The sequence below is a fragment of the Paenibacillus sp. G2S3 genome (assembly GCF_030123105.1).
Taxonomy (GTDB): domain Bacteria; phylum Bacillota; class Bacilli; order Paenibacillales; family Paenibacillaceae; genus Paenibacillus_AQ.
This window is the reverse complement of the sequence record NZ_CP126095.1, coordinates 4397405-4414280: the sequence shown is the minus strand read 5'-3', so window position 1 is coordinate 4414280 and position 16876 is coordinate 4397405. Positions and strand designations below refer to the sequence as shown.

Sequence of the window (16876 nt, the reverse complement as noted above, 5' to 3'; positions counted from 1 at the left end):
CCATCCTTTTCTTTTAGATTAGTTCATTCTATTACTTGAAGTGTTTAAAATCAACTAGATTGGGGTATAGAAGAGACTTGTTTTCCTTAATATTACATTTAGGTGAATGAAATCATACAGAGTATATAAAAAATTATTTTTATGGGAAATGAACTTTTTAAGTTACTCCTAACTCTTATAGGGGAGAGAGGTGAAGGCATGGATGTTGCTCGTTGGGTGAAAAAAGCCAAAAAGGGGAATAAAGAAGCATTGCTCCACTTAATCATGTCTGAAAAAGACGTTTATTATAGGCTAGCGTTCAGCTATATGGGGAATGCGCATGATGCAATGGATGCCATGGAAGAAATGATCGTCACGCTTTATGAAAAGATCGGTCAGCTAAAGAAAGAGGAAGCTTTTTATAGCTGGAGTAAGACGATTTTGGTGAATGGTTGTAAACAACTACTTCATAAGCGCGGCAAGCTGGTGCTGTTAGAGGATTGGAGTAAAGTTGACGATAGGGAAATAGGTCAAGTAGTGAGTAGTAGTGATCCTTTTCGCAGAAGTGAGCAACAAATGGATATCGAGACCTTGCTGTTACAAGTAAATGAGCATCAGAGAGAAGCGATTCAATTAAAGTATTTTCATGATCTCGATTATCAAACGATAGCTGACATTACGAAGGTTTCGATAGGAACAGTTAAATCAAGAATTTACCATGGATTACAAACGCTAAAAAATCAGTACAGAGGTGATGTTGATGAACAATAACGTCGAGCAACGGTTAGCTGAGGAGAAGACACGCATAGCGTCCATTACCGCACCTGAAGAATTAGAAATGAGATTAAGAAAGGCTTTGAATTCGGCTCCCGCAAAAAGAACGAAAAGAATAGCACCGATATGGAAGGTTGCGGTGGTTGTTTTATTGGTGACAGTGATCTCTGGACAAAACTACAATGCTTTTGCTTATTATGGCAAACAGCTTTTTGGCTTTGATGAATTGCTTAATGGCACAACTTTACAACAGCTAAATGAAAAAGGTATGGGACAAAGCATCAACAAGAATACTTCGTTACTAGACGGAACAACACTTACCATTAACGGACTTATGGCGGACGCCAATCAATTCATTATGTATTACACCTTAACTAACCCAAATGGATTAGAGGATATGTCTGCAGATGCTTTTAGACCCTCTAAAATAAGCGGTTTTTTAACGGATTCTAATGTAGTAAGTGGGACAGCATTAATCAATGAAGAGCATACGGAGATTAAAGGACAGATGTCGTTTGACAGCGTAAATCCATTTTCAAAAAAACTAACATTACACTTTTGGCAGCAGCTAGAAGAGAATGGTCAGATGAGCGAAGGAACAGTTACGTTCCCTTATAACCCTAATGAGGCTATGCAAACTCAGATTAAACAATCGATCAACAAAAAGGTTAAAGTCGACAAAGGTACGATTACCTTTAAATCGATCACAGCTACACCAACAATGACTGTAATAAAAGGGAAGCTGGATGTCGATGATTTTGATCGAGTGAAGCTTGGATTACATGGGATACAATTAATTGTCGATGGAACGCCTGTAGAGATCTTGGGTAGTGGTAATCAAACCTCACTAAGTGGGAGCACATTTGATATTCGCTTTGACACATTGCCGATCGAGCTACATTCCATGCAATTAGTCGTTAAAGAGTTCGCTGGATATCAGAAACTGGAGGGAAAGTATCCCCTGACTTCCATTAGTGATGAGCCATTTATGCTGGGCGACAAAGAATTATGGTTAAAGGATGTAGCCAAAACCTCTCAAGGCATCGAAATAACGATTGCTACGGATGATGATGTAATGCTGGATGGTGTTTTTATAGAAACGAACAACGAGAGTACATCTTTAAAAACAACGATCAATCAAAAAGAGACAAAGCAAGTGGACGGTAAACTAATGAAGGAACGCACCTTATTATTTGATACACAAACGGAACCTGAGTCACTACTTATAGAAGGAATGCACTATTTGAAGGCATACAATAAAGTGATTGAGATTCCAGTGAAGTGAATAGAAATGCAATATCCATTTTTTATAACATATGGTAATCTATATGGACGTGAGAAAAGGAGGGGCACATGGATAATACAGGGGTTTATAGAGTGAGGCGTCCGTCGTTAATACCGCTGCTGGTAAGTATAAGTGTGCTATTGGGTATTCAATTATTTCAAATTTATAACCTGAACCATCGCTATACAGCTAGCGACGATTTAGTGCTTTCTTGTTTGCTTTATGGCGAAGCTATTATTTGTCTGATTGTCGCAAGTGTTTTAATCTACAGAATATTTACGATCAGAAGAGTTATTGAAATTCAGATTCATCCGAATGCTATCTTCATAGAAGATCAAAAAATAGAGGCAGAGCGGATTAATGATATTTATATAAAAGGATATTTTAGTCCTGTAGTTGGAATAAGACCTAAAGTGAATAAATTTGTTCCTTATAAATTATGTTTTAACTTTCTTGCACAAAAAGATGAAGATGAAGTGATGAAACAGTTAAAGGCTTGGGCTGAACGAAATCAAATCAATGTATCTCATAAAAGTTTTTCGAGATGGCTCTAAGCTCCTCTAAACTAATATGTGAAATGAAAGACACTAACTCCTTGTTGGTGTCTTTTTTTTGATTAACCCGTTATGTCATATGACATGTAACAAAGCTAATGGGTGACAGAACGTTTCTAGCTAGAATGACAATCCGTTTGTGATACTCAGAACAGGTTCACTATTCACAACTAACCCTAAAGAGGAGAATGGATTATGAAGAAAAAGACACGCAAGCTTAGCGTCATCGCACTATTATTATCAACAGCTGTATTTACAGCATGTTCATCACCAGTCTCCACTAACGCAACCAGTTCGAAAGGATCTTTTAAGGGAAAAGAAATCGAGGCTTTTGCGGATCCTATATTTGCGCAGAAAATGAAGGAATACAATGTGAACGGATCCAACTTTGTAGTGGTTAAAGACGGAAAGGTGCTCGTGAATAAAGGGTACGGATATGCAGACAAAGAAAAGAAAACCCTTGTCGATAAGAATACTGTCTTTCAGATTGCATCCGTATCGAAGACATTTACCGCTTTAGCGGCTCTGCAGCTAGTGGAACAAGGAAAGATGGAGCTTGATCACGATATCAATGCGTATCTTGGCGGGATGAAAGTACCTAATGAAACGGAAACTCCATTAACCTTAAGAAATATGTTGTCTTACACAACGGGCTTTGATTACCCGGACAAAGCTAACTTTGTTGCACCGGAATATGTAGATCAAGACATCCCCATGAAAAAGTTTATGACAGAGCATATGCCGACCGTCGTTCGGACACCTGGTGAAGCTTATACGTACGATAACTTTGCCTTTTTACTTGCGGGTTATGCGATTGAGAACGTAAGTGGTACCCCGTTTTATAAGTATATGGAGAACCATGTGTTCAAACCGTTAGGAATGAACTCTACTAGTGCTCGATTTACCCCAGAGCTTTTAGCTAGAATGGCCACGCATTATGGTCCAGATGGTAATCCTCATCCAACCTTTGGGCATGCTCCTACCGATGGACCACAGGGCAGTATTCTTTCCACAGGAGAAGATATGGCTAAATATCTAACTCTTTTTCAACAACAAGGTAGCGTGAAGGGGAAGCAAATCATTAGTAAAGAAACCACGAAGATGATGCAAACCTACTCTGTATTTGCGAATGAATCGCTTCCGATGACGACGGTTGGAGGATTTGAAGGGTATCGTAATGATTTGATGAATGGCTATCATGTGGTTCTCAAAGGTGGAAATATGCCTGGTCATCAATCACTGATCGTATTATTGCCTGAGGAGAATACGGCATTCTACATGTCCTATAACAATGACACAATGATGAGCTTAGATATTTATGAAGCCTTAATGGATCACTATTTCCCTGAAAAGAAAGCGCCAGAGACGCCAACGTACCTCCCATTGCCTGCATCAGAAGCTAGTAAATATACCGGAACTTATTTGAACACCAGATTCTATTTCTTGAAATCGAACTTCACCTATGCAGATGGCAATCTAATTATGGAAACTGGAACAAGCGGTACACATACGTTACGAATGATTAATCCGCTATTGTTCGAAGATGAATCCGGCAACAAATTAGCCTTTAAAAAAGATCATAAAGATCAGATCGAATACTTTTATTATACGAATCCTAATAGCCCAGATTTTGTTTCAGATGCTCGAAAGGTTCACACGAAGCCAGCATTTGCAGATGTACCTAAGGAGAACGCTTATAAATCTTACATCGACAATCTGTATTCGCTGGATGTGATAAGTGCTAAATCTGGCAACAATTTCGAACCACAGGGAACCATGACGCAAGGTGAGTTTATGGATGCTTTAATTCTTGCCCATGGATGGTACGGCTTTCCTCATTTAATTGAGGGAAATAAAGAATTAACGAAACAAGGAATTCCTGGTTTTGATCGTAATGCTGTTATTACAAGACAAGTTGCAGCCGTTATGATCCAAAATCTAAAACAAGCTAAGCAAGCTTCAGAAATTACGCTTAAAGGTGATACAGACTCGTGGGCCGCTGACGCGATCACAGCAATAGTCTCTCAAGGCATTGTAGACCCAGATGCAAAAGTGAATGATGATGGATCTGTCGATTTTCGTTCTAAAAAACCTTTGCTTCGCCAAGAAGCGAGTGCATTACTTGATCTTGCTTTTGGATACTATAGTTTGCCAATCAAACACTAAGGAATTCGAATTCGACACCTCAGAGAGACTCTTTGGGGTGTTTTTTAATGATAGGTTTATGAGCTAAATGAAATTATCGGTAGTATAAGGTTGTTTTAAATGCTAAAATTACCCAAAAGTATTTTCTTACAGCAAGGAGGTATTCTGTTGGATTATAAAGGGTCATCGGTGTATGACAATGAAGATTTTTTCTATCACTATTTATTGAGAAGAAACAGAGAGGATAGCCCAAATAACATTATTGAAAAGCCGGTTATATATGATCTTATGGGCGATGTACTTGGGAAAAAGTTGCTCGATTTAGGATGCGGGGATGCTAAGTTCGGATATGAGTTGCTTGAGCAGGGATGTAACTTTTACGAAGGTGTGGAAGGTTCAAGTAATATGGTCAAAGCGGCAAAAGAACTGTTAAATACATCTAAAAGTAAGATTAACCATGCTACTATGGAGAGTTGGAATTACCCAAAAGAGAAATATGATTTGGTAATCTCTCGGTTGGCTATTCATTATTTACAAGACCTAGAACCAATCTTTGATAGTATCCGTAGTGCGCTTATTCCTAATGGTCAGTTTATTTTTAGTGTACAGCATCCGGTTCTAACATCATCCATGAAAAGCGCGACAACTTCAGAAAGAAAGTCGGACTGGATCGTCGATAACTATTTTGAAATGGGTAAGAGAATGGAGCCTTGGATTGGAGAAAGTGTAGTTAAGTACCACAGAACTTTTGAAGAGTATTTTCAGACACTGAAACATGTTGGATTTAAAATAGAGGATATTAGAGAATGTAAGCCAAATCCTCAGTTTTTTAATAGTGAAGGAGAGTATGAGAGAAGGATGAGAATCCCACTTTTTCTCGTATTTAAATGTATAAAATAAATTATCGAAGTAACGCTAGTCTAATAAGCATATGAATGCAAAGAATTGCAATGAGGAGGACTAAGATGAAACGGATGCCATTTATACGCCCAACCGAGCAATACGATCAAAGAATTACGGATATCGATGAGCAGATTTGTACATTGATAAAACAACGTAAGGAACGCTCGGATAATAATCCAGGATTCCCATCTTTTGAGTATATTTCTGATTGGGCGGCGAGGTTTGAACTCTACGAGGATTTCTTGAAAGCTGTATTTGGGACTTTATTTAATGAAGAACATTTTAAGCCGATGGTCGAGCCAACAGGTTTTAGAAAACATATTGCTGTTTTACAATCTATTGAGGCAGATGAGTTCTTCTATACACTTACCTCTATACGACAATATAGTAATGCAAGTGTTATCACGCTTAGTATGGATTGGGATATTACCTCTGAATTATATGCTAATAAACCTAACCATTATGAGCTATATATAGGAGAAGCGTATGACAGTCGAATGACGAATGGTGGAAGTTCATCAGGGTATGCAGCTTATAACTACGTAGTATCTCCGCCACTCCCCGATGATATCTCCGGTATTAAATTAGAGTTCAAGGAATTTAGTTTACCTTTTAAGAACGATGGGACAGGTACTGAAATTGTGTTTAAGCTAGAGTAACTATTCAAAATATTTTAACAATTGAATCTAGCAGGAAGAGGTACGTATTTATGAATCAAATGATATGGCTAACTGGGCTATCGGGTTCAGGTAAATCAACGCTTGCTGAGGAACTGAAAAATCATATTGATAATTGTTACATTCTGGACGGTGATACATTGAGGAAAGGAATTAATCAGGATCTTCAGTTCAGCGAAGCGGATCGATTGGAAGTAGGGAGAAGGATTGGTGAGATTGGTAAGATTCTGCTTGATGCGAACCTGAATGTGATCGTTGCCTCCATCTCTCCATACCGCTCTACACGCGATAAGGTCCGTTCTCTGATTGGAGATTCGTACTTGGAAGTATATGTTCAGTGCCCTTTGGAAGTCTGTGAGGAGAGAGATCCGAAAGGTCTATATAAACAAGCAAGAGCCGGACAAATCAAGCATTTTACGGGTATTGATTCTCCTTATGAAGAGCCTCAACACCCGGATGTGATCGTAGAGACAGACAAGTTTTCCTTAGATGAATGCGTGTCGAAAATCCTTCAACACATATCAGCTATGCGGAGGAAATAAAGCATTTATTAAATTTGATAGAAAAGACGAGCAAACGAATCAATTGTTGCTCGTCTTTTTTACGTTCCGTTACTAGTAACACCACTGGAAAATAGTTCTGCGAATATCATTGTAAATGATAATCATTATCATATATGATGGGGGTATAAATCTCTCAACATGGAGGAAAGAGAAGGGGGAGAGCAAGACGGTGACATTGAATGATCAAGCTTTGCTATGGAATCAGGCATTCATCAAGATCATAGATATACGACATACAAGAATGGAACAAGGCGAGGAGCTGCATGCGTACAGAATGCCCTCAAGCGTCTTCTTATATGTGACTAGAGGTAGCGCACATCTCCAACTGGACGGCAACACACACCGCGTCAGCCGATTTTCCTTGCTCCATGGGGGCAAGGGTTTCTACCTAGATATTACGGCAGATGAGCTGCTGGAATACTATATTATTTTGTATAAAGCGGTACTAGCACTACCATCTCGTCAAGAAACGATCAAGCTGATGGAGCAGCACAATCCGTTTCAAATGCAATATGTATTTAAGCCCCATTATCCGATCTCCGTATTCCATCATGTTACCTCCATGAGCAAGGAGTGGCATCGTTCAGATCTACTCAATAAGCTTCAAGTTAAAGCGATATTTTATCAAATGGTTTATGAAATTCTAGAGCAGATGGAACGCCAGAATATCATAGCCGTCAAGCCTGACTTGGTGGCCCAAGCGGTTCGTTATATTCATGAACACTATCGGGAGCCGATAACGCTTGAGACGCTGCTTGAACACCTTAGTTGCAGCTCCAGACAGCTACTGCGTGCCTTTAAGAAGCAAGTGAGAACAAGCCCGATCGATTATTTGATTCAATTGCGGATGAGCAAAGCGAAGCAGTTGCTTCTTTCCACAGATTTCACACTGAAGGAAATTGCCGAGAGTGTAGGCTATACCGACAGCTATTATTTCAGCCGTATCTTCAAGAAATACGAGGGTGTTTCTCCCACCAGCTTTAAAGAAGCAGCGTTGCAACAGGAGCAGCGTCGAAATAATCCATCCTTCGTGTTCAGATCTCCCATTGTTGCTAGAAGGCAGCAACGTTATATTGGTAATGAGTTTGAGAATCATTATCAATATAAAAGAGAAGGGGAAATACCGATGTATCGTAAGTCAAGAACAACAATGGCAGCAACCTTATTATTTTGTTTCGTTCTCTTTTTGAGTGCATGCTCAACAGGGGGAACGAATGTCACACCGACAAGTAACAGCACGTCTACTAATAATGTGGCAACTTCCGCAAGTCCAGCTGCAAGTCCGTCGACGGATGTAAGCAATGACACAAGAGTGATTAAGCATGCGATGGGGGAAGAAACGCTCACCGGCGCCCCTGAACGTGTTGTCATATTGACCAATGAAGGAACAGAGGCACTTTTGGCACTGGGTATCAAACCGGTCGGAGCCGTTCAGTCTTGGATTGGTGACCCTTGGTACGACCATATCAAGAAAGACATGGAAGGCGTTACGGTTGTGGGAGACGAGCTTCAGCCGAATATTGAATTGATCGCAAGCCTCAAGCCGGATCTGATTATCGGTAATAAGGTCAGACAAGAGAAAATCTACGACCAATTAAAGCAGATAGCACCGACGATATTCTCCGATGACCTGGCAGGAGATTGGAAGATTAATTTCAAGCTCTACTCCGAAGCTTTAAACAAGCAGGAAGAAGGAGAGCAAGCGATGGCGGACTTCGATAAACGAGTTGCAGAAGTCAAGGCGAAGCTCGGCAGCAAAGCAGACACGAAAGTGTCGGTGGTGCGCTTCTCCGCGAAACAAGTGCGTATCTATCAGAAGCAAACGTTCTCCGGCGTGCTCTTGAGCCAATTAGGAATTGCACGGCCTGAGTCGCAGGATAAAGACTCCTTTATCGAAGTGATGACCAAAGAGACGATCCCTAGCATGGACGGCGATGTGCTCTTCTATTTCGTGTCGGAGACTCCGGGCAAGGACGATGCATCGAAGGTCGTGGAGGAATGGAAAAAAGATCCGTTGTTCCAAAATTTGAGCGTTTCAAAGAACAACAAGGTGATTCAAGTCGATGAAGCGATCTGGAACTCGGCAGGCGGATATGAAGCAGCCAATCTGTTGCTGGACGAACTCGTTAAATACTTTGATGTGAAATAATAAAGGCGTATCGAATCAACAAGCTGACGCTGTATTCGCGTCAGCTTGTTGACGATTCTAGCAGTTTAGTTGTTAGGCTGCCAATGAATAGGAGGCTCGGTGCAGACGTGAATGGTGTTTTCCTAAGCAAGCGAAAGCTCGCCGGCCTAGTTGTCGGTGCGATTCTGCTTCTAATTAGTATGTTATGCAGTATATTGTATGGTCTTCATCAATTCGGCTTGAAAGATCTATGGCTGGCTTACAGTCAATTCAATGGTTCAAACGAACATCTTATTCTGACGAGGGTGCGTGTTCCCCGAACCCTAATTGCGGCACTGGTGGGGGCAAGTTTAGCTGTAGCCGGGGCGATTATGCAGGTTCTGACAAGAAATCCGCTGGCTTCGCCCTCTGTCTTCGGTGTAAATGCGGGCGCTGTGCTATTTATTGTCATCGGGCTACTCGTATTCGGTTCCTCGTTAACGATGAGCGGCATGGTCTGGCTTGCTTTCGCAGGTGCGGTTGCAACATCGGTGGTCGTCTATACGCTTGGTTTGCAAGGAGGCGGATTCGAGCCGGTAAAGCTGACCTTGGCCGGCGCTTGTATGGCAGCTTTCGCTTCCTCTATTACATCCGGCATTATTCTAATTAATAAGCAGTCGTTGGAATCTGCCCTATTCTGGATGATCGGCTCTGTGGAAGGAAGAAATCTGGAGCATTTGCTGATGGTGCTCCCTTATATGGCAATAGGAATGACGATCTCACTACTACTCTCGGGCTCGTTAAATATTATGGCGATTGGGGACGATAGCGCGAAGAGCTTGGGACAGCGTCTAACGCTGGTCCGCGTGCTGTCGGCTACGTCAATTGTACTATTGGCGGGAAGCTCGGTAGCAGCAGCTGGTCCGATTGCTTTCATCGGACTTATTGTCCCTCACTTATGCAGATACATCGTTGGGCATGATTTTAGATGGCTGCTTCCTTATACAGCTTTAGTCGGAGCGATACTTCTGGTGACTGCGGATTTAGTATCCCGCTTTATTCTGGAATCTAGAGAAGTTCCGGTGGGTGTCGCAACAGCGATTATCGGAGTTCCCTTTCTGATCCATGTGGCTAGGAGGAAACAGCATGTTTAAACCGCGTACAGCGAAGCATTCGTTCTTGTTGTTTTTAGGTTTAACTTGTATCGTTACCGCCTTGTCGCTTCTTAGTTTATCCGTTGGGGGAGTTAGCGTGCCGTTAAAAGAGGTACTTGCTTCTCTTACCGGGCGAAACATGGAAGCCAGTAACCTGATCATTATGCAGTTCCGTCTGCCACGAATAGCAGCCGCTATACTCATTGGCGCAGCATTGGCCGTAGCCGGTGCGCTATTACAGGGCGTCATTCGCAATCCTCTCGCTTCGCCCGATCTACTGGGTGTAACCGGGGGAGCATCGGTAGCTGTGGTTGCCTTCATGACTTTCGTGACGGGCTACAGTATCCATTGGGTACCGTTCATTGCCATCGGCGGCGCATTGGTTGCGACGGCCATTAATTATGTATTTGCTTGGAAAAAAGGTGTGTCGCCGTTTCGGCTGGTGCTGATCGGCATTGGCATTTCTACCGCAATGGGCGCGCTCACTACGTTCCTGCTAATTAGCGGACCGGCTTATTTGGCCGCACAAGTGCTCAATTGGATGACGGGAAGCATCTACGGTACCAATTGGAGTTATATCGAAGTGCTGTGGCCGTGGGTAGCGTTATTCATTCCTTTGTCGTTGCTGATGGCGAAGGAATTAAATGTGCAATCCTTAGGTGAGGATGTCGCTCGCGGGCTTGGAAGCAGGCTTCAGCTAAGCCGGATAATTCTCTTGTTTTATAGCGTTGCACTCGCCGGTGCTGCAGTTGGCGTAGCCGGGACGATATCGTTCATCGGATTGATGGCACCGCATATCGCCAGAATGCTTGTTGGAAATTATTACAAGCTGATCATCCCGGTATCCGCGTTAATAGGTGCAATCATTCTACTGTTGGCGGATTTGGCAGGAAGAATGCTTTTTCAGCCGCTAGATGTTCCGGCAGGCGTATTCACAGCAGGCATTGGAGCTCCTTTTTTCATGTACCTGCTGTTTAAGCGCAAGAAGATTTAGATCTCCATTCAAGGGGATTGAGAACAGAGGGAGGCAAAGAATGACTCAGGAATTGGAGCTTTTTGACGTAACCATAATTGGTGGAGGGCCGGCGGGCTTGTATGCTGCCTTTTACAGTGGAATGCGCGATATGAAGACAAAGCTGATTGAGGCGAGAGCGGAGCTAGGGGGAAGGACGTTGACATATCCAGAGAAGATCGTCTGGGATGTCGGGGGTACGGCTCCTGTTCGCGCAGCGCAGCTGACAAAGCTCATGATCCAGCAAGCTCAAACCTTTGATCCGACTATTGTGCTGGATCAACAAATTATCGGGCTGGAGAGATTGGCTGATGGCACGATACGCATAACGTCTGCAACCGGAGAACAGCATTGGAGTCGGACGCTGATCTTGGCGGTAGGCCATGGCGCGCTAAAGCTTGCTAAGCTTAACCTGCCCGGAGCGGAGAATTATGAAAAGGAAAATCTCCATTATACTATTACGGAATTGGCAAGCTTTCGCGATAAAAGAGTGCTAATCTCTGGAGGCGGTGATTCAGCTGTCGATTGGGCTAATGAACTAGTGGGAATCGCTTCATCGGTTACGCTCGTGCACCGGCGGGATAGCTTCAGCGGTATGGAGCGGAATGTGAGGCGGATGAAAGCATCGAACGTTCAAGTTCTTACACCATATGCCATTACGAATTTATACGGGAAGGGTAAGCTCCTTGACGCTGTTTCAATCGCGCAATTAAATGCGGACGGGGAATGGACGGATGAAACGGAGCAGTAACGTTTCCAGGTGGACGCCGTCTTGATTAATCATGGGCTACGAGGCGATCTCGGTCCTATGTTAAATTGGGGGCTAGGGAGAACAGATTGGAATTTTAATGCGGATGAGAAGCTGGCAACTAATATTCCGGGTGTATTCGTGGCTGGTGATATTGCAAATTACGGCAGTAAGCTGTATCTTATTGCTGGAGCTTTCACGGACGCGGCTTTAGCCGTGAATAGTGCTAAGATGTATATCGAGCCGGATTCGCCAACAAGAGTGCAGGTTTCCTCACATAACAGCAAGTTTGATGAAAAGAACAGAGCGTTTGAACTTGAAGAGGAACAAAGCTGAAACGATCGGAGGCGGTATAGATGAACTCATTAAAAAATAAAATAGCAATCGTTACTGGAGCAAGCAGATCCACAGGAATCGGTACAGCCATATGCCGTTCACTTGCAAGCCAAGGTGCGGATATTTTCTTTACGCATTGGCATCCTTTTGATGACACGGAAGGGAATGGTGGAGAAAAGGAATGGCCGGAACAGCTTTGTGCAGAACTGAAAAGCTTGGGAGTCAGGGTAAGTCATATGGAAGCGGATTTTGCCAATTCTGAAATCTCGATAAAGATTATGGATCAGGTAGAAAAAACCTTAGGAAATGCCTCGATTTTGATTAACAATGCGGCTTATTGCGTGCCCACGAATTATCAGAACCTGAGTATCACTTCGTTAGATCAACACTATGTAGTGAACAATCGCGGCACAATTTTACTCAGTACTGAGTTTGCCAAGAGATTCGAGAAGTTTCATCCAAAGGGGACTCCAGGTAGAATTATCTTTATGGTTTCAAAAGGACCTGATCCTGATAACCTGGCTTATATATTGACAAAGGGTGCATTAATTGGATTGATCGAACCTCTTTCTGTTGGTTTAGCTCCGTTACATATCACAGTCAATGGTTTTGATCCGGGCCCTACAGATTCCGGTTGGATAACGGATGAGATGAAAACTCATTTTTTGCCTATGTTTCCAATGGGAAGAATCGGGTTGCCAGAAGATGCAGCTAGAGGTATTAGTTTCTTAGCGAGTGATGATTCGCAGTGGATTACGGGACAAGTGATAAAATCCGAAGGTGGATTTCTAGGGAAATAGTTCTATAAGAAAAGTGTACCCTATTCAAGGCTACCGACTGATCGGTAGTCTATTTCAGTTAGTGGGCAGATTATTGCAACAAAACATGGAAAATGATGATATAATATCCAAACTCTATAATGAAGGTGTGGAGCTACTACGGAGTACCTTCTAATTACAGAAACAAAATTACCTGAGAAGTGGGAATACACTGGAGAAGGTGAAGACTGTGGAACTGTTTTTAAATACCAATGGATTAAAGAAGAGGAATATATTTGTTAGATAAAGAATTTAGAGAGTATATGTCAGAAGAATACATACAAGAATTGTTCGGCAATGCATAGAAAGCAATCGCTCTTTGGTTGAGATATATATGATCATGGAAGAAATCTCTTAATTTATAATCCAAGGAGAACATATGAACCGAATAATGATTATTGGATCAGGTGGATCGGGGAAATCAACCCTAGCTCAAAAGCTCAGTAACATACTCGATCTTCCAGTCAAACATTTGGATACTTATTACTGGAATCCCAATTGGGTTCCTAAACCCAATGACGAGTGGGATAAAATCGTTGAACAGTTTACGAATGAAGATCATTGGATCATTGATGGTAACTATTCAAGGACTATGGATATGAGGATTAAAAAAGTGGATTTAATTATTTTTTTAGACATGCAAAGACTCCTGTGTATATATCGAATTTTCAAACGGCGAATTATGTATCATAAGAAAACTAGACCTGATATGAATGTAGAGTGCAAAGAAAAATTGGATTGGGGCTTTATTAAATGGGTGTGGAATTATAAAAGAAGAACTCGAATGAACACAATAAAAAAACTTGAACAGATAGAAGAAAATCAACAGGTCATTATTTTAAAAACAAGAAGTCAGGTAATTGAATTAATTGAACGGCTAGAGAAAAATAAACATGCTTGATGTAGAAAGCTCGAGGTGTGATATGGACAGAGTAGCGAATATTAGAACGGAAGAGAAGAAATATCATGACATGTGTTACGATAGTTATAATTTGTTCGAGCCAGGTTCCTGGCTACATAGACCCGTACAAACGGTAATCGATCTCTTAGAAGAGTATACCGATCAAGAATACTTAAGTGTATTAGATTTAGGATCTGGGATTGGTAGGAATAGTATACCCATAGCGGAATCCATGAAAAATAGGAATGGCAAGGTTGTTTGCGTAGATTTATTGGAGTCGGCCATAGAAAAATTGCAGAGTAATAGCAAAAAGTTTGGGGTCGAACCCTTTATAGTGACAAGATTATCAGACATTGAGCATTTCATTATCGCTCAAGAGGAGTATGACATTATTTTAGCAGTGTCTTCCTTGGAACATGTAAGCTCGGAAAAGGCATTGGAAAGAAAGCTTAATGAAATGATTTGTGGAACAAAAGCAAATGGGACCAATTGCATTATAATCGGATCGAACATACATGAGGTGAACCTTGAAACTGGACAGGAATTAGATCCAATGTTTGAAGTGAATTTATCTACAGAAAAAATGATGGAATTATTAGTTGATCAGTACACTGGATGCGAAGTTCAACAACGACTTGTAAAACAATTAGAATATGAAATTGATAGAAAAGGACAAGCTGTAAAACTGACAACAGATTGTATTACCTTTGTTGCTAAGAAGTTATACTAAACATTAGGAGATTGTTATGCCTTTTACCTTTGCTCATCCTATTTTTGCACTTCCGTTTAAATATGTGAAACCAAAATATTTTAGTGCTACAGGCTTAATACTAGGAAGTATGTCACCTGATTTTGAATATTTTATTATGCTTGAGCCCTATCAAAGTATAGGGCATTCTTTAACAGGACTATTTTTCCAGGCAATTCCCCTATGTGCGATCCTCGCGGTGATTTTCCATAGTATCGTTAAGGAGAGTTTAGTATTACATCTTCCTTCAAACTATAATATTGATCAACGAGCATACAATACCTTAAGCAAGTGGAAATTGAATCCTAAGGGCTGGATAGTGTTTATCCTATCTGTAATTATTGGTTTCTTAACACATGTGTTCATCGATGGATTTACACATTTTAATGGTTATTTTGTAGAGCGATATCCCCCGCTAAGAGATTTAATGATTTATAATTTTCCTCTTTATAAAATACTGCAGCATTCTTTTTCGATATTTGGGTTACTCATGCTAACCTGGATGATAATTAGTTCTTTGTATCGACACCATGAAACAGTAACGACAATACCAGCGGTATCTACGAAACAAAAAATTATGTTCTGGACATCAGTAGTTGTTATAGCGGTTGCTTTAACCAGTATGAAGTTACTTTTTAGTTCGAGCAGGAATATAATCGGTATTCTTGTGGTTTCACCTATAACAGGGACGTGCTTAGGCATAGTATTTGCATCGATCATCAACCGTATGAATATGAGCGCTTCATGAAAGCATCCATAGGGTGCTTTTTTTAATATTATTTTAGAAATGGTTGAGAAATACATAGTTAATAGGATGGACTTTCCTTATAATATTACTTTAGCGTATTTTTCCAGTACGTTATCAAAATCTTTATTTAAGCAACACTAGCCTGAAAGGAAGTTATCCCTTGTTTGAGACTTTGCTTTTAAATTTTATGTTCATATTGTTTCCAATCTTAATTTTTCTAATTTTCTTTGAAAATCGAGCGTATGCCTATAATAGTAAGATTCTTGTTTTACTGTCGGCAGTGACCATGTGTCTCTGTATAGCCAAACCTTTTAAACTCGATATTGGCTTTATATTTGATTTGAGATATGTCCCGTTTATTATTGTGGCACTTTTTGGTGGATATAAGAATGTTCTGCCCCTATATATCATTTTAAATATCTATCGATTCTATGTGGGTGGTGAGGGCACATTACAATCTTTTATTTTTGCAACGATAATCCTGATTTTAGTACCCCTATATAGTAAAAAATTCTTAAAATTAGATTCGAAAGGTCGCGTCATCGCGGCAACTGTAATTTCTTTTTTAACGATGGGATTTTATCTGTCTATATTAAGTTTTGCACAGGGAACGTCAAATAGAGAATTCTGGATTCTCACCTTAAATGCCTTTACGACGCATGTCGGAGTGATGATTATCAATATGATTTTAATAGAAAAGATTATCACTAATATTAAGAATCGTGATCGAATTATGCAGTCGGAAAGATTAAATGTCGTCAGCGAGTTAGCGGCTAGCGTATCACATGAAATAAGAAATCCACTTACGGTGACCAGCGGCTTTTTGCAGCTGTTGAATAAATCGAAAACGATGACTCAAGAGGAGAAGGGATTTATAGAGTTATCTTTACAGGAGCTCCAGAGAGCTGAAAAAATTGTGAGTGACTATCTTTCATTTGCCAAGCCACAATCCGACAATATGGTTTACTCCAACATGGAGGCAGAATCAGAATATACTAAAAATATCATCATGCCTTTTGCCACCATGCACAAAGTAGAGGTCCAATTCAGTTTTAATAATTCGTTAAATAAGAGTTATGATCGAAACCAGATTCAGCAATGTCTAATTAATTTGTATAAAAACGGTATTGAAGCAATGAAGGACACAGAAGGCGGCACCCTATTTATCGATATATTTGAAAAAAAGCAAAATATAATGATCAGTATTAAGGATAACGGAGTTGGCATGACTAAGGATGAAATATCGCGTCTTGGAAAGCCGTATTATTCGACCAAAGCCGAAGGGACAGGACTGGGAATGCTTATGGTCTACAGTACCATTGATAAAGTGAAAGGAAGCATTGAAGTCGATAGCGAAAAGGGCAAAGGAACTACATTCCTTATAACTATCCCTACTTAAGCGAACTGTTTATACTCTATTAGGA

Annotated in this window: 15 protein-coding genes and 1 pseudogene; all 16 read left to right on the top strand. The window is 40.9% G+C overall.

Annotated features, from left to right (window positions below; genetic code table 11):
- Window positions 1-198: 198 nt before the first annotated feature.
- The 16 genes and pseudogenes from QNH28_RS19350 to QNH28_RS19275 all read left to right on the top strand — a co-directional run bounded on the left by QNH28_RS19350 (window position 199) and on the right by QNH28_RS19275 (window position 16851).
- Window positions 199-750, top strand: a complete 552-nt coding sequence (locus QNH28_RS19350) for a sigma-70 family RNA polymerase sigma factor (RefSeq protein WP_283908131.1) — start codon at window positions 199-201, stop codon at window positions 748-750.
- The gene (locus QNH28_RS19345; protein WP_283908130.1) at window positions 740-2038 is read left to right on the top strand and encodes a DUF4179 domain-containing protein; all 1299 of its coding nucleotides are present in this window, start codon (window positions 740-742) and stop codon (window positions 2036-2038) included. Before QNH28_RS19350 ends, QNH28_RS19345 begins: the two co-directional genes overlap by 11 nt.
- Window positions 2039-2106: 68 nt before the next feature.
- Window positions 2107-2592 carry a hypothetical protein gene (locus QNH28_RS19340; RefSeq protein ID WP_283908129.1) on the top strand — a complete coding sequence of 162 codons (486 nt, stop codon included), beginning with the start codon at window positions 2107-2109 and terminating at the stop codon, window positions 2590-2592.
- A gap of 195 nt (window positions 2593-2787) precedes the next feature.
- Window positions 2788-4758 (top strand): serine hydrolase domain-containing protein, encoded by a 1971-nt coding sequence (locus tag QNH28_RS19335; protein ID WP_283908128.1) that lies wholly within the window; start codon window positions 2788-2790, stop codon window positions 4756-4758.
- A 147-nt stretch (window positions 4759-4905) separates the two neighbouring features.
- Window positions 4906-5637 carry a class I SAM-dependent methyltransferase gene (locus tag QNH28_RS19330; protein WP_283908127.1) on the top strand — a complete coding sequence of 244 codons (732 nt, stop codon included), beginning with the start codon at window positions 4906-4908 and terminating at the stop codon, window positions 5635-5637.
- 65 nt (window positions 5638-5702) lie between these two features.
- On the top strand, window positions 5703-6299 hold the full coding sequence (locus QNH28_RS19325) for a hypothetical protein (RefSeq protein ID WP_283908126.1): 597 nt from the start codon (window positions 5703-5705) through the stop codon (window positions 6297-6299).
- A gap of 2 nt (window positions 6300-6301) precedes the next feature.
- Window positions 6302-6859, top strand: coding sequence for an adenylyl-sulfate kinase (gene cysC / locus QNH28_RS19320; RefSeq protein ID WP_349655072.1), 558 nt, complete (start codon window positions 6302-6304; stop codon window positions 6857-6859).
- A gap of 190 nt (window positions 6860-7049) precedes the next feature.
- The gene (locus QNH28_RS19315; RefSeq protein ID WP_283908124.1) at window positions 7050-9029 is read left to right on the top strand and encodes an AraC family transcriptional regulator; all 1980 of its coding nucleotides are present in this window, start codon (window positions 7050-7052) and stop codon (window positions 9027-9029) included.
- Window positions 9030-9112: 83 nt separating this feature from the next.
- Window positions 9113-10141, top strand: a complete 1029-nt coding sequence (locus tag QNH28_RS19310) for a FecCD family ABC transporter permease (RefSeq protein WP_481858328.1) — start codon at window positions 9113-9115, stop codon at window positions 10139-10141.
- A complete protein-coding gene (locus tag QNH28_RS19305; RefSeq protein ID WP_283908122.1) occupies window positions 10134-11135 on the top strand; it encodes a FecCD family ABC transporter permease in 1002 nt (333 codons plus the stop codon). Before QNH28_RS19310 ends, QNH28_RS19305 begins: the two co-directional genes overlap by 8 nt.
- Before the next feature lie 40 nt (window positions 11136-11175).
- Window positions 11176-12237: pseudogene (locus QNH28_RS19300) on the top strand (NAD(P)/FAD-dependent oxidoreductase).
- Window positions 12238-12257: 20 nt separating this feature from the next.
- Window positions 12258-13037, top strand: coding sequence for an SDR family oxidoreductase (locus QNH28_RS19295; protein ID WP_283908121.1), 780 nt, complete (start codon window positions 12258-12260; stop codon window positions 13035-13037).
- A 397-nt stretch (window positions 13038-13434) separates the two neighbouring features.
- On the top strand, window positions 13435-13956 hold the full coding sequence (locus QNH28_RS19290) for a DNA topology modulation protein (protein ID WP_283908120.1): 522 nt from the start codon (window positions 13435-13437) through the stop codon (window positions 13954-13956).
- 22 nt (window positions 13957-13978) lie between these two features.
- Entirely contained in the window at window positions 13979-14686 is a 708-nt protein-coding gene (locus QNH28_RS19285; RefSeq protein WP_283908119.1) for a class I SAM-dependent methyltransferase, read from the top strand.
- Between the two features lie 16 nt (window positions 14687-14702).
- Window positions 14703-15452: a DUF4184 family protein gene (locus tag QNH28_RS19280; RefSeq protein ID WP_283908118.1), complete on the top strand. Its 750-nt coding sequence runs from the start codon at window positions 14703-14705 to the stop codon at window positions 15450-15452.
- Between the two features lie 160 nt (window positions 15453-15612).
- Window positions 15613-16851 carry an ATP-binding protein gene (locus tag QNH28_RS19275; protein WP_283908117.1) on the top strand — a complete coding sequence of 413 codons (1239 nt, stop codon included), beginning with the start codon at window positions 15613-15615 and terminating at the stop codon, window positions 16849-16851.
- Window positions 16852-16876: the final 25 nt, after the last annotated feature.